The 12,978-nt window shown below is 40.9% G+C and carries 15 protein-coding genes and 1 other RNA gene; 8 read left to right on the plus strand and 8 right to left on the minus strand.

Annotated features, from left to right (window positions below):
- Positions 1-418: 418 nt before the first annotated feature.
- Complete coding sequence (locus CH352_RS17155) at positions 419-766, plus strand: hypothetical protein (protein ID WP_207766683.1); 348 nt, start codon at positions 419-421, stop codon at positions 764-766.
- 261 nt (positions 767-1,027) lie between these two features.
- The gene (locus tag CH352_RS17160; protein ID WP_100706955.1) at positions 1,028-2,038 is read left to right on the plus strand and encodes a patatin-like phospholipase family protein; all 1,011 of its coding nucleotides are present in this window, start codon (positions 1,028-1,030) and stop codon (positions 2,036-2,038) included.
- Positions 2,039-2,041: 3 nt separating this feature from the next.
- Here CH352_RS17160 and CH352_RS17165 read toward each other — a convergent pair whose 3' ends face one another.
- Positions 2,042-2,878, minus strand: a complete 837-nt coding sequence (locus tag CH352_RS17165) for an RNA polymerase subunit sigma-70 (RefSeq protein WP_100706954.1) — start codon at positions 2,876-2,878, stop codon at positions 2,042-2,044.
- Between the two features lie 104 nt (positions 2,879-2,982).
- Complete coding sequence (locus CH352_RS17170) at positions 2,983-3,813, minus strand: intradiol ring-cleavage dioxygenase (RefSeq protein ID WP_100706953.1); 831 nt, start codon at positions 3,811-3,813, stop codon at positions 2,983-2,985.
- A gap of 180 nt (positions 3,814-3,993) precedes the next feature.
- Between CH352_RS17170 and CH352_RS17175 the strand changes: the two genes are divergently transcribed.
- The gene (locus tag CH352_RS17175) at positions 3,994-4,386 is read left to right on the plus strand and encodes a hypothetical protein (protein WP_100706951.1); all 393 of its coding nucleotides are present in this window, start codon (positions 3,994-3,996) and stop codon (positions 4,384-4,386) included.
- 1 nt (position 4,387) lies between these two features.
- Here the strand turns inward: CH352_RS17175 and CH352_RS17180 are convergent, their stop codons facing one another.
- Complete coding sequence (locus CH352_RS17180) at positions 4,388-4,951, minus strand: SelL-related redox protein (RefSeq protein ID WP_100706949.1); 564 nt, start codon at positions 4,949-4,951, stop codon at positions 4,388-4,390.
- Between the two features lie 76 nt (positions 4,952-5,027).
- On the opposite strand from CH352_RS17180, the gene CH352_RS17185 reads away from it, so the two are divergent.
- A complete protein-coding gene (locus tag CH352_RS17185; RefSeq protein ID WP_100706948.1) occupies positions 5,028-5,738 on the plus strand; it encodes a TerC family protein in 711 nt (236 codons plus the stop codon).
- Here the strand turns inward: CH352_RS17185 and CH352_RS17190 are convergent.
- From CH352_RS17190 to rnpB, 5 genes are all read right to left on the minus strand, one after another.
- Positions 5,698-7,146, minus strand: coding sequence for a peptidase C69 family protein (locus CH352_RS17190; protein ID WP_100706946.1), 1,449 nt, complete (start codon positions 7,144-7,146; stop codon positions 5,698-5,700). The two genes, CH352_RS17185 and CH352_RS17190, sit on opposite strands and share 41 nt — an antisense overlap.
- Before the next feature lie 80 nt (positions 7,147-7,226).
- Complete coding sequence (locus tag CH352_RS17195) at positions 7,227-8,411, minus strand: PP2C family protein-serine/threonine phosphatase (protein ID WP_243396332.1); 1,185 nt, start codon at positions 8,409-8,411, stop codon at positions 7,227-7,229.
- A gap of 103 nt (positions 8,412-8,514) precedes the next feature.
- On the minus strand, positions 8,515-8,937 hold the full coding sequence (locus CH352_RS17200) for an acyl-CoA thioesterase (protein WP_100706944.1): 423 nt from the start codon (positions 8,935-8,937) through the stop codon (positions 8,515-8,517).
- 35 nt (positions 8,938-8,972) lie between these two features.
- The gene (locus tag CH352_RS17205) at positions 8,973-9,548 is read right to left on the minus strand and encodes a hypothetical protein (RefSeq protein ID WP_243396331.1); all 576 of its coding nucleotides are present in this window, start codon (positions 9,546-9,548) and stop codon (positions 8,973-8,975) included.
- A gap of 24 nt (positions 9,549-9,572) precedes the next feature.
- Positions 9,573-9,964: RNase P RNA component class A (rnpB, locus tag CH352_RS17210), an RNA gene on the minus strand.
- A 115-nt stretch (positions 9,965-10,079) separates the two neighbouring features.
- Between rnpB and CH352_RS17215 the strand changes: the two genes are divergently transcribed.
- From CH352_RS17215 to CH352_RS17230, 4 genes are all read left to right on the plus strand, one after another.
- On the plus strand, positions 10,080-10,775 hold the full coding sequence (locus CH352_RS17215; RefSeq protein ID WP_100706941.1) for a lysophospholipid acyltransferase family protein: 696 nt from the start codon (positions 10,080-10,082) through the stop codon (positions 10,773-10,775).
- A 215-nt stretch (positions 10,776-10,990) separates the two neighbouring features.
- The gene (locus tag CH352_RS17220; RefSeq protein WP_100706992.1) at positions 10,991-11,452 is read left to right on the plus strand and encodes a tetratricopeptide repeat protein; all 462 of its coding nucleotides are present in this window, start codon (positions 10,991-10,993) and stop codon (positions 11,450-11,452) included.
- A 241-nt stretch (positions 11,453-11,693) separates the two neighbouring features.
- Complete coding sequence (gene hpf, locus CH352_RS17225) at positions 11,694-11,981, plus strand: ribosome hibernation-promoting factor, HPF/YfiA family (RefSeq protein ID WP_086446306.1); 288 nt, start codon at positions 11,694-11,696, stop codon at positions 11,979-11,981.
- A complete protein-coding gene (locus CH352_RS17230) occupies positions 11,981-12,913 on the plus strand; it encodes a hypothetical protein (protein WP_100706940.1) in 933 nt (310 codons plus the stop codon). Before hpf ends, CH352_RS17230 begins: the two co-directional genes overlap by 1 nt.
- Positions 12,914-12,978 lie beyond the last annotated feature (65 nt).

Genomic DNA, 12,978 nt, shown 5'->3' on the forward strand with positions numbered 1-12,978 from the left:
TCCCTCCCGGGTGTTCTCCTTCAGGCGTAAAGACCATATTAATTACGTCACTCAACCGGTCAAATCTCTTTTGTAAAAATTGAGAACTATTTCCGAAGAAAATTAAAAGAAAACAAAAGAATTTTCGGGAGTTTTTCACAAGAAATCCCAGAAAAGAATTCATGATTTCACCTTAAGATCCGACACGATTTCACACCTATAAATTAATAATTTATTTCGAATAGAATTACGGGAGATTCTTTCGGAAATATCTTTATTCACTTTATAAAATTCAAATATGTCAGGTTTAGACGAAGACTATTGTCATGCTGTAAATATATGAGAAGAGAATATTCATAAAACCTAAAATTCTTCTCCATTTCACTTTACTTTATTTTCGATACCGACTAGCCTTCTCTCAATATAAGAAGAAGGCCGTATGAATCAAAATCGAATAAGAGTTAGAAACGCAATTATCATTGGATTGGTAATGGCTGCATTAGAAGGGATTTTAATCCGAGTAGCAGATCCAACTACTTCTACTTGGATCTTACTTCAATCCATATTATTTTGGTTTTCCTGCGGACTTGTGGTTAGCATTTCAAATACAGGTCTTCCTAAATGGATCGGTTCTATTCTACTTACTGAAATCTTAACTGCACCTTGGTTGATCGCACTCGTGATCATTCCCGAGCAATATTCTCATCTGGTTCCTTTGATTGTGGTGAATACCTTGTTTGGTGCGGTCATAGGCGGATTGAACAAGATCCTCAAGACTCCAGAATAATTCATTTTATTTCGCACAGAGGACACCGAGATCACAGAGATTTTTGTCCCTGCGGCAGAGATACGCAGGGGTAGTCCGAAGGACCGAAGCCCGGAGTAGCTCGACCCGAGTGAAACGAGGGGGCCGCCATAACCTAACCCTTCCTCTCTATTTTCAAAGTTGCAAAAAAGTTTCGGTTTTGAAGAAAAAACGAATTCGAATTTAGGATTTTGAATTTCAAGTTTCTTGCAAATGGAGAAGGGTCGAAAATTTTATCTTTAGATGAGCTCATATTTTTCTCCAGGAGAATCGGAACAGTCCGGAATGATAGTCGGTTTGCCCAAGGCCAAAAAAGGTGCGAGGGCTTTGGTTGTCGCGGGCGGAGGAATGAAAGGTTCCTTTGCGGGCGGGGCTTTGTATGCGATCAATCAAGCTATGCCTTCTACATATTTCGATCTAATTTTGGGAGTTTCTTCCGGTTCCTGTGCTGCTGCTTATTACACTACTGGATATGAGACAGATCATGCGCATGGTTTGAAGATCCTAGATATTTGGAGAAAAGAACTCACCGGAAGCCAATTGATCTCTTTTTTAAATCCTTTCCGGGGTAAAACTTTCCTAGATCAAGAATATCTAATAGACTATTTGTTCGGGAGCAAGTATAGACTTCCTTCCGAATATTTGGAGAAGAAGGAAACTTCTCCTTTTTACGTGGTGGTCACAAATCTTGCAAAAGCAAGAGCGGAATACGTAAAAGCAACAGCCTCCAATGTGTTGAATTTGTTGAAAGCAGCGACTTCTTTGCCGATCGCAACCAGAGGAAAATGGAAATTGGGCGGGCAATATTACGGGGATGGAGGGATCTCAGATCCGATCCCTGTTGAGTCCGTCATCCAAGCCGGTTATAAGGATATTACGGTTGTCTTAAATAGTCCTGAGGATGAATTTTCTGATCCGATCCCTGGTTTCCAAGGCTGGCTTTCCTATCCTTCTAATAAAAAACTTTCTCATATGATCAGTAAGGTGCACCATACTATGTACAATCGTGCGGTCCGGATCATTCATTCTCCTCCTAAGGGCGTAAAGATCAGAGTAATCTCTCCGGATGAATCCGAATTGAGCATGGTAACCACAAGCTCCAAACTTTTGAATCGTTCTGTCACCAAAGGTATGGAAGCGGGACAGAGACTAGTTGCAAACATGATCGCTGAAATTTCGGAACTCAAAAACAAATCCAAACTTTTGAGAAAACTTTTCATCCCTACAATCCGACCGGAAGAAGGCAAAAGCTGATCTTTAAGCGGCTTCTGCAAATCTGATCTTTTTTAGATCTTCTTTTCTTTTTAATTCGGAAACTGCAAAGTAATACGCCTTTCGGACAGAGTGCTCACTTAGGCCCAGATACCATCCTATCTTTTTGAAACTTTTTTCTTCTGTTACCGACCCACATACTTCGAGCAATTGTCTTCGGGAAATTTTCCATCTTTCTAAATTTTCGAAACGATGGATCTGCATGTTTTGGTAGAGCCTGGAAAGTTTTTCATTCAGTTCTTTTTTCCTTAGCCAGGATTTTCTTTCTTCTTCCGCGTCTTTTCCATAATAATCTCTGAGTTTTAGCTTTTTCTCTTTGAGTTTTGAGCAGAACAATCTGGATTCTTTTAAATTTAAAGGGATCCTATGTTTTAATTTAAGAATAAGACTGGTGATCGGATCCATTTCAGAAAGGATATTTCGGACCAAAAGAGAAGCTTCCCGATTTTGGCTCAATATCTCCTTGGTAAATTCAGACCTTGGGTCATAAAATCTTTCGAATCCATCCGATAATATTTCGCTCCGGTTAAGCCGTATTTCTTTTCTTCTCTGGTTCCATATTAAATTTTTAGTATATGTTGTGAAGAATGCGGGGAAATTAGAATATCCTCTTTCCTTGAATAAATGTAATACTTCTTCCGCGTCCAAAACCAATTTCAGAACGATCTCCGAACAGGAATCTTCGTCTAAACCGTATTTTCCTTTGGCGAGTGCCCAGGCCCAGAGCCATGCTTCTTTTAGAAAATTTTCGGAATTCCCTTCTCGGAAATAAAATTCGACGGAAGAGATCAGCCTTTTGTCTTTTTCGGAGTTTTTTGTCATAATCGGATCTCAAATGAGGAGATCCGATCTTCTATAAATATAAAAATGGAACCGTTCACCTTAGAGCCTAAATTGGGAACTAAGACGAACTTTTTAGATTTTTTTTAATTAGCGATCCCTACAGTCAGACTTGCAATATATCCTCCTGTGGAAGAATCTTCCGTGATCGTACATAATTCCAAACTTAGATCCGAAGTTGAGTTATTAAAAATATTATCGTAACAATTTCCCGGAACGGACGTGTTCTGCCCATGAGCGGAATACAGAGAAGTATTATATACAACTTTCGTAATGTCTTCCGGGAAAGCAATTTGAGATGTTGCTACAAGTCCGTTATTCAGATACACTTGGAAATGGATATGAGTTACCCTGCCCGAGTACCAACCCGGATAGATCGTGGTAAAGTTTACGATACCAGAACTATCCGTGAGCTGTATTCCTCTGCAGAATGTGTCACCGATATAATCCTTAGTGCCCAAATACCCGGATTCTTTGTATCCCGAATAGTAGCCGTCCTTATCACAATGCCAAACATCCACTCTTGCATTGGAGATAGGATTACAATTATCGTTTATGTTTTGGATCGTTAATATAAGACTCAAAGGGATCCCTGTTTTTCCCTCGGTGATATCTTGGCGGAAATAAGAAGAATTGGAACTCAGATCCAAAGGATAAGGACCTTCCGTTTCTGTAGGGATCAACGCGCATACGGAAGAAGTGGAAACATCAGCCGCATTGCAGGAAGAAGTATCCAGAATTCCTTGTAATAAGCCCAGATTAGCCGTGGAATTATCCTTTTGAGAATTACAGGAATTGGCAAGTCCCGTAAAAACTGCGCCGGATACGAATATACTTTTCAGAAAATCTTTTCTTTTCAATTCAAACTCCGTATTCTCTCTGATTGAGTGAGAGAATGATTTAGATATTCTTTGCATCTAGATAAACCCGGTCAGAGAAGAAGGTTCCCGAGAAAAGATTGAAGAAAGTTTTTTCCAAAATAAAATTTATCTAAATTCGGATAACAATACCCCTTAAGGATAAAAAATCCAAAATGAAACTAAATTTAATTATATTAGGTCGGAATAGAAAACGAACTCCCGCAAGAGGACCACATTATGAAAAAACTGATTTTACATTCTGCATTAGCGCTTATATTAACCGGAGCAGTATTCGCTCAGCCTACCGGCGGCCCTGGAGGACCTCCAGGAGAAGATCCGTGCAAAACAGAAAGGCAAACTTATTGTAAAGATTCCAGACCAGGTCACGAAACCGATCGTTGTCTGAAAGAATACATGTCCAAATTATCAGAAACTTGCAAAAATCATATAAACGAAATGATGTCTCGTTTTGAAAAATTCAGATCTGCATGCGCGGCTGACGATGAAAAATATTGCAAGAACGTAGAACGTGGCCCCGGTCATATGAAGTGCATGAGAGAAAACGAAAGCAAGTTATCCGCTGCATGTAAGGCAGCACTTCCACCTCCTCCACCTGGAAATAGAATGTAATTTACGCCGGCAAAATCCCTGGATCGTATTCATCCGTAGGCAAAGGAGTGCAACCAGGGATTTTACTCCAGTCCGGTTCGTCTCCAATATGACGATAAGAATGGGACCAGAGAATTCTATCTTTCAATACTAAAAACACTCCAGGCATCCTGAGTAAATGCCTGCCTTGGACTCCGTAAAAATTTCCTTTTGCAAGAGCCCGCACTGCACTCACCCAAACTTCGGGACCAGCTAGTTCGATTAAGTTGCCTTCTTGTATTTGTATACTTTCGTAAAAGGAAGCGCTCGGATTCGAAATTGCTTTTGCTTCCGGCCAGAATCTGGAAAAAAAATCTTCTCCTTCTCTCGCTGAGTCTGGATATACAAACAAAATTGGAGGGAATGCAGCCATTTGGGAACTGAAAACACGAAGGTCTTCCACAGTTTCTCTGCAAAATATACAACCAAGATGTCGCAGAAAAACGACCAGACTAGGTTTTTGAGGAAGATTGTCCCCGAAACTTAAGCCAGTTAAATTTCTTCCTTCGACCTGGGATTCCAAAATTTCTTTCGGTAGGAATTTCATCTCTCTTTCAAATCTTCTACGATACCGGAATGGAAATCGATTGCTTTTCTAGTCCTTAGACGAATTTCTTTCTACAATGGATTTGCATCTTGTAGACGTTATCATCTCTTTTCTGACCCTCACAGCAATGGAAATCGTTCTAGGGATCGATAATATTGTGTTTCTTTCCATAGTAGTCGGTAAACTTCCAAAAGAACAACAGACCAGCGGCCGCACGATCGGACTCTTAGCAGCCTTAGGTTTTAGGATCGGATTATTATTTACTGTAAGTTGGCTTGCAAGTCTCACAAATGGACTCTTCCAAGTGAGAGATTTTACAGTAACGGGAAGGGACTTGATCATGCTTGGCGGTGGTCTATTTCTAATCGCGAAAAGTACAAGTGAGATCCATCATAAAATGGAAGAAGGCGAAACGGATCTGGAAACAGGATCTTCTCCTACTTTTTTCAACGTGATCCTTCAGATAATCATTCTGGATATTATTTTTTCAGTAGATTCCATTGTTACTGCTGTCGGACTCTCAGGCAACCTGATGGTCATGGTTCTTGCAGTGGTCATTTCACTTTTGATCATGCTCATCTTTTCAGGAAAGGTCAGCGATTTTATCAATGAACATCCTACCATGAAAATTTTGGCACTTTCCTTTTTGATCATGATAGGTGTGATGTTATTCGCAGACGGTCTACATTTCCATATTCCAAAAGGGTATATTTATTTCTCTATGGCATTTTCACTCTTGGTGGAATTCATAAATATGCGGGTTCGTAAGGCAAATCAGTCCCCTTAAGAACTCTGGAGTTGATCCTCGCTTTTCGGTTCCAGATCGCCCAGCTCAGATTATAAAGTGGAGAAGTCCAGAAGTTCGGAAGTATATTCCCGTTCACCGCAAGTTCTAATACCTGATTTCTCCATTTTCGATAAAGTTTATCTACTTCTTCCAAAGCTTCTTTAGTGATCGGATCCAGAGAAAAGTTCCTGCTCAAACCAAGAGTATATTCTACTTTTTGAATATATTTCTCCTGCTTCTCCTTTAATTCCGCACTAAAGATGGAGACTGCCTTATCATAATTTTTCAGACAAAGTCTATATAAAATTTCATGGTTCCACCAAAGAGAAGAATCCGGACTGGCCCCTGGTTGTACAATATCTCCTTCCAAGAAAGTTTTTCCAGGAATAGAAAATGGAATAAAAACGGACAATGAAGGAATAGAACATCCAGTCGCCCAAAACTGAGAATACACTGGATTTGTATCTAGTTCCGCCACAAAAGAAGAAGTAGTTTGGTTCGGAGAAAAAGGACCTCCTGCATGAAGGCAAACTGAGCCCATCCCGGACTGAGAAGGAGAATAACCTATACTCTTGGAAGGAAAACCTCCCTGGCTGATGGAAAGCGGAACACTTCCCTTTTCTTTACCTTCTAATCTTAGTATCTGCATCGCTTCCGAAACGCCTAACTTGGAACCGAAAAATTTACCTCCGTTAGAAACGATCTCTCTTCGAACTTTACATTTACTGAAAGTAGTAAAAAGAGAATCTGAGAAAGCTTCTTTAAAGGAAAAGTTTTCTCCCTTCTTCAACCAACCCTTCGCTCTTGCAAAATCGATCGCATGAGAATGGAGTCCGTCATACTCGGATCCTAAGGTCAGACCGTTGGAGATTGCATAAAACCCTTTGATCTTCTTCCAAGCCCAATATCTGTCCGCAGTTTCCAGAACATAAGCTTCCTTAGGGTCGGCGATTATAAAACTATTATGATAGAAGAAGTCCCGATTGGAATAACCGCCACATGCATCTTGGCCGAATCTTTCTAAATATTCTATGATAAGATCTCTTGCATCCGCAGCAGTGTCGGAACGTTCTAATCCCAGGCGCAAAAGATCCATCCCGGTAAGGCCATCATTTTTCTTTCCGATCTTAAGCCTGGTGAATACTGCCTCGTTACCGATCACAACACCTTTTGAATTTGCACCCATCTCCGCTCCCCACATTTGAAGAGGGCGAGAGATCAAAACTTCTCTGGATTTTTTAGAACTTGGAACATCTATGAAGGTAAGTCTTTGCTGGCTTTCCTTAGATATTTTTTCGGGATATCGCACCAGACATTGGGGCTCGTTCGGTTCTCTATCAGAATTTTTTCCGAAGATCATTTTTCCGGAAGAAGTCGAATCCGGAGTGGCAACAAAAGTATCGCACATGGGCAGTGATCCTAACTCTTCCCACAAGAAGAGCAAGATGTTTTTTGTTTATAGTCCGAGGGACCTTTTGGGACAGGCCCCTATAGAACCTCTAAAAGTAGCATGGTCATATCGTCTTTAGGCGGAGAAGAATGTAGGCCCAACACAGCGTCTCCAAGAGAATCTAAAAATACTCTGGCAGAAAGAGATGTATAATCGCGTATTAGATCTAAAAATGCATCGTAGCCGAAAAATTCTTTTTCTTTTAGATAAAACTCGAACATTCCATCGGAGAACAATACGACTCGATCTCCAGGTTCTAATAGGATTTCATAGTCTCGATTGAATAGTTTAGGAAGTGCAAGTAACACCGTACCCTTCCCGGTCAACTCTTGCACAGAACCGTCCGACTTGATCAAAGCGGCAGGGTGATGGCCCGCATAAGAATAGGTCAGACTTTTTTTCTCCAGGTCCAATCTCATATAAACTGCGGTGATAAAAAATCCTCCGATCATAGTCATTAAAGACTCATGGATCCGAGTTAAACCTTTGGATGGACTTTCCGCAACGGGAGCAGTCGTCTTAAAAGCCATCACCGCCATCGCAGAAACCATTGCTGCGGAAACTCCATGACCCGCAGCATCTGCAAAGAAAAAGTCAAGTTCCCCTTCTTTGCCCAGATTTGTTTTGATGAGGTCCCCGCCCACACTTTCCAGAGGTTTGAAATAAGAATAGATCCTAAAATTGCCAGCTTCCGGAAATTCAAGATCCACGAGACTTTTTTGAGTCTTTTGAGCGATAGACAATTCTCCTTCTATATTGACCTGGAATTTTTCCATCTGAACGTCGGCCGCTAATAGGGTCTCGAATGTTCTCATTCTAAAACCGATCACAAGCACCGACAAAATTCCGGAAGAGATTAGACCGAAATAATACATCCCCACATCTATCTTAGGATCTTTCACATGTATCCCGACAAAGAATGCGATCGAAATGAAAAGAAGAAGGGACGGGATCAAAATCCTTCGGTTATTAATGGAAACCCCTGTGCTGAATACAACGAGTATCAATCCGAATAAATAGCCTAGATATAGACCGTTCACATACAAAAGATAAAATGAATGGATACTCATCACTGCGAAATGGAATAGCAAAATCGACTCGCAGTATCTTTTAAATTTTTCGAATTTAAAACTTAAGAATAAGGAGATACAAATTAATGTAACATGAGCGACCCTCATCCATCTTGGATCGGAAAGACCCTCGGAGGCAGGATCGCCTAACAATAAACCGAATCCGGCGAAAAAAAGAAAAAGGAACATCGCGAAACGAAATCGCGAAAGGGACTCCTCTGATAAAAATTCTTTTACGCTTGTGATTGCCGGAGTTTCATTTATTTTGTTGGAAGAATTGTTCCTTGTAGGCATCTGGAATCGCCGCCGGTTTTCCGGTAGAAAAATTAAACCATAACAGTTCGGCTTTTCCAGTCAACACGCATTCCCCTGCCTGATTCCACATAGAACAAACGATTGAAAAAGATCTGTTTTTAACGGATTCCAATTTTACGGAAATATCAATCGTTTCAGGAAAACGGACCTGCTTTCTATAATCCATTTCAATATGAGTAAGGACTGGCCCACCTTCCATTGGCTTCTGAGGAGATTCCCAAAGATCCATATCATCGAAGAAAGAGGCTCTTGCAGTTTCGAAATATCTTGCATAGACCACATTATTCACATGGCCGAAGGCATCCATATCTCCCCAGGCAACTTTTTGCTGAACGCTGTATCGGTATCTTTCCGGTTTAGACATACTGCTAGAAAAATCGAAGGGACCGATTCTGGAAATCAGGATTTTTTCAGAAACTGTTTATACGCTTGGAACGCTTCTTTATATAGATCAGGCGAAACGGATCCTTCCAAAGTAGAAAGAAATACTTCGAACCCGGATAAAAGAGTAACTACCTCTATCTTCTCTTTACCATCGGAAAGAAAAAAAGCAGACTTTTCGAATTGGACCGATTTAATATCTCGCCAAAGGATCCTTTTATGTTTTCGAAAAACCCCTCTAGACAAAATTGCATCCAGCTCTAATATGATCTTATAATTTTTACAATAGAGTATTAGCAAGGTTCCTATCAGAAAAAGGAGAAACGACACCAAACACAAAACAGGATCCGGAAAACTGAAGATACCATTCTTCTGAAAATTAAAATAAGAATCTCCTAAAAGAACAATAGGGACCAATAAGATTAAAAAGAAACCCGCGAATCTATAAAATACGGGAAGCCTCAGATATCGTTTCGTATCCTTTTGAAGTCGATCCGTTTGTTTGATAAAATACTCGAATGTATATGTAAGAGAAAAAGCGAAAACGGATCCAAGTATTAAAACCAGGATCGTTTCTCTTGTATACCATTCCATATTTATAAAATTCATATAATGTCAGTGGAAGATCTGCGTGTAAGCCGGATTTTGTACTCTTGCGAGCGATGATCATTTATCTTGGTCTTTCAGTTACCGAAAAGACTCTTTGCTCTCTACCCACGGCCCTGCAGAACCAACGATGGCCGCCTATTCGAGATTGCACCCGGGAGGGTTTACATTGCCCGCTTTTTCGCAAAAGCGGCGGTGGGCTCTTACCCCGCCATTTCACCCTTACTAGAAAACTAGCGGTATATTTTCTGCTGCACTTTCCATATCCGGTTTCTTACGATCCCGAACTCCGGGAATTACCCGGTCCCGTGGTTCTATGGTGTCCGGACTTTCCTCACAAACTCTCCGAATGAGGGAAAAATCCACTCGATCAGAAAAGAAAGCGCGACCATCCGGCAGACCTTCCAAAACGAATTTAGAAGAATTCCATGCAAAGGCTATCCGTTTTCAAACCATAGAATACGAAAAATATCTGCGCTATTTTGCAACCTTCTGCACGAACATATCTCTAATTCAATAATGTCATCTAAGAATATACAAAAGCCTCATCCTGGAAGTTCTGAATTAGCCAGAAAAGCGTTACGCTGGTTCGGAAGACTCTACGGATCCTTATTTTATAAAACAGAAGCTCATGGATTGGAAAATGTGCCTCAAACTGGAAAGGTCCTAGTACTATCCAAACATCAAAGGAATGACGATATCCCTCTCGGACTCGCCAAAGCATTATATCATAGAAGAATGGATATCTGGGCGATCATGAAGGATTCCCTTGCTTCTCCCATGTTCTTTGATTTTTTCCTTCGCTGCGGAGGAATTCCTCTGAATAGAAAAGAACCCAGAAAAAGTAAGAACGATCTTCTATTTGCGAAGAAGGTCCTGAACGAAGGCAATATGCTCGTGATCTTCCCGGAACAAACCACAGTTCCTTATAAAATGGGAAAGGGCCGCCCTGGCGGATTCAGATTCATAGTAGGAAAACCGGAAGAACCTCTAGCAGTTCTTTGCCTGGGATTGGAATATAAGCCGAGAGGATTTTTGCGTAGGACCAGCCTGATCGTTCGTGCTGGGAAACTCAGGTATTTAGAGCCGGATATGGACCCAGAAGATTTCCTACATGATTGTATGCACGAGATCGCAAGCCTTACCAGCATGAAATACCCATTCGAACAGGGTAAAAAATCAGCAGATTTAGAGCTGGAAGAGGCACCGATCTAAAAACCAGTCCAGCTTCTTCTCTTTAATACCTTCCTAACGGGGTGGAAGGAACTCCTTACACCCCTCCCCATATACATCCACAACCCAAAAGGCTATAGTGATACTAAGCTTCCGGGAAATTTTCAGGTTTCAGAAATAAAAAATCGGAAAAATCCCAGAAACTTGGCACGGTGCTTGCACTATATTATACAAAGCCCCGGCTGGGAGATAAAAAGATGAACAAAATAATTAAAATTGCCCTGATTTTAAGCATCTCCACTGCAATTTATGCAGAACCTGAGACCAGTGTGATCGAAAGTTCGCTCAAGAACTACGCACCGGAGACAGATACCCAGCTGGCAAATAAGCTTACTGCCCTGGGTAGCCTAAAACAAAAAACCAGGGACTACGAAGGTGCAATCGCTTTTTACGATCAGTCCTTGGCTGTGAGAACAAAAATCGGTGATAAAGAAAGTTCCGGATACGCTCTTGTTCTTTACCTGAAATCCATCTCCGAATTCCGTCTCGGCAAATCCTGCCAAGCCTTAGAGAACATTAAAGAAGTTATCCATGTATACCAAAAGATTGGTGACCTTGATTCCGCTCTACACGCAGAGGAAGAAGGTCTTAAAAAATACCAGGAAGCATGCAGCCTGGCTTTTGCGAAACAGCCAAGCCTGACTCTAAACAAGGACTAAGAAGCACTCGGAAATCATCCCATCTCTAGTTCTAACTTCCCTGGTCCGCCCCTTTCGGGGCGGGCGCTTTTTTTGATTTGACTCTGATTTTTTCCATCCTAATCTTACAGGAATTCCTGGGTTGGGATGACTCCCTTTCTTTCCCCGTCCCAAAATACGTTTCTTTAGTTTTTTCTGATCTGCATTCGTGCTATGATAAAACTTTGAGAAGCCAATAAATAGAATTCCGCGGAGGCTTTACATGAAAATCGTTTTTAATTGGAAAAATTTAGATCATTCAGGAACGGCAGAGGATTATGCCGAAAAAAAATTAGAACGAGTCTCTAAATATATACAAAAGTTAGTATCGATGGAAATTTCATTCGAACAAGTGCATGGATTGATCAGCGCTAATCTGAATTTAGCCGCGGACGGAAGTAAATTTAATGCGCAACACGAAGACAAAGATATTTATTCCTGCATAGATGGCTTGGAAGATAAGATCGTAAAACAAGTAAGTAAACATCACGATAAAAAAGCCGCTCATTGATGGACCAAGACAGGAAGTACGAAGAAGCGATAAAACATTTATCCGAAGGAGAGTTCGAACTCTCTCGAAACTTATTCGATTCCCTATTGGAAGAAGATCCGGAAAACCCCGAGTTTGCCTCGGGGTTTTATATTTCTTCTTTTTGGGATCATAGAATAGATCGGATCCATCTCACAAAAGAAGGAAGAGAAAGAACAGGGCTTCTATTAGAATTCCTGAAAGATTTCGATTCAGTCTATAAAAATAAATCATTCCCAAAAGAACTCTCTTATCATTCTGCGATGAGTTCTATCCTACAAGAAACCACAGACCAAGTGCGTATCGCTCTTAGAAAAGAAGGCATCCAATCACTTTCTCCGGGACTCATCGCAGAACTTGCTTACAGACTATTACTCGCAGAAGATACGGATCTTGCTTCCGAAGTATTGAGAGACTCTGCCGGATTGGAAAGATTCTCCCCTGAGTTATTATTTTTTAGAGCAGAATGTACTTATTTAAGCGGGCAACAAGCACAGGGACTTTTATTATATAGAGAGGCTTTTTTAAAAGAACCGAGCGCGATCCGATTGGAATCCGTTCGCTCAGAGCCTATCTTCTCCGCTATACGGATCTTGAGAGAAGAATTTAAGGAAGAAGGTGAACTGAAAGAAGCATTGCCTGTTCTTCTTCTCGAAAGAGGAGTATTCAAAGAAATCCGCAAAATGAGCGACAAGGAATTGGAAGCATATCGTTCCGAATTATTTAGACTGAGAGACTCATTGGGACTACGAAAGGGCGGAACTGAATTTAAGGTAAAGTGTAGAATGATCCAACTTTGCTGCGCCTTACTCGACTCCAGAACTTCGATTCTTTATGGAGAAGTAGCCCAGGAAGCAAAACGCATCCTGGATTCTTTAGACCCGAATTTATATCACAAAAGATTGAAGGTTTAGCTGAAAAAATATTCCACGCCAAGGCGCTAAGAAAAGAAGATTCGGGATACTTTTCGAAAAACTTA

Source organism: Leptospira hartskeerlii (assembly GCF_002811475.1).
Taxonomy (GTDB): Bacteria; Spirochaetota; Leptospiria; order Leptospirales; family Leptospiraceae; genus Leptospira_B; species Leptospira_B hartskeerlii.

Excerpts from the sequence above, each read along its gene's own strand:
- CH352_RS17155 (WP_207766683.1), top strand. The coding sequence starts at position 419 with ATGAATCAAAATCGAATAAGAGTTAGAAACGCAATTATCATTGGATTG.
- CH352_RS17160 (WP_100706955.1), top strand. The coding sequence starts at position 1,028 with ATGAGCTCATATTTTTCTCCAGGAGAATCGGAACAGTCCGGAATGATA.
- CH352_RS17165 (WP_100706954.1), bottom strand. The coding sequence starts at position 2,878 with ATGACAAAAAACTCCGAAAAAGACAAAAGGCTGATCTCTTCCGTCGAA.
- CH352_RS17170 (WP_100706953.1), bottom strand. The coding sequence starts at position 3,813 with ATGCAAAGAATATCTAAATCATTCTCTCACTCAATCAGAGAGAATACG.
- CH352_RS17175 (WP_100706951.1), top strand. The coding sequence starts at position 3,994 with ATGAAAAAACTGATTTTACATTCTGCATTAGCGCTTATATTAACCGGA.
- CH352_RS17180 (WP_100706949.1), bottom strand. The coding sequence starts at position 4,951 with ATGAAATTCCTACCGAAAGAAATTTTGGAATCCCAGGTCGAAGGAAGA.
- CH352_RS17185 (WP_100706948.1), top strand. The coding sequence starts at position 5,028 with ATGGATTTGCATCTTGTAGACGTTATCATCTCTTTTCTGACCCTCACA.
- CH352_RS17190 (WP_100706946.1), bottom strand. The coding sequence starts at position 7,146 with ATGTGCGATACTTTTGTTGCCACTCCGGATTCGACTTCTTCCGGAAAA.
- CH352_RS17200 (WP_100706944.1), bottom strand. The coding sequence starts at position 8,937 with ATGTCTAAACCGGAAAGATACCGATACAGCGTTCAGCAAAAAGTTGCC.
- CH352_RS17205 (WP_243396331.1), bottom strand. The coding sequence starts at position 9,548 with ATGGAATGGTATACAAGAGAAACGATCCTGGTTTTAATACTTGGATCC.
- CH352_RS17215 (WP_100706941.1), top strand. The coding sequence starts at position 10,080 with ATGTCATCTAAGAATATACAAAAGCCTCATCCTGGAAGTTCTGAATTA.
- CH352_RS17220 (WP_100706992.1), top strand. The coding sequence starts at position 10,991 with ATGAACAAAATAATTAAAATTGCCCTGATTTTAAGCATCTCCACTGCA.
- hpf (WP_086446306.1), top strand. The coding sequence starts at position 11,694 with ATGAAAATCGTTTTTAATTGGAAAAATTTAGATCATTCAGGAACGGCA.
- CH352_RS17230 (WP_100706940.1), top strand. The coding sequence starts at position 11,981 with ATGGACCAAGACAGGAAGTACGAAGAAGCGATAAAACATTTATCCGAA.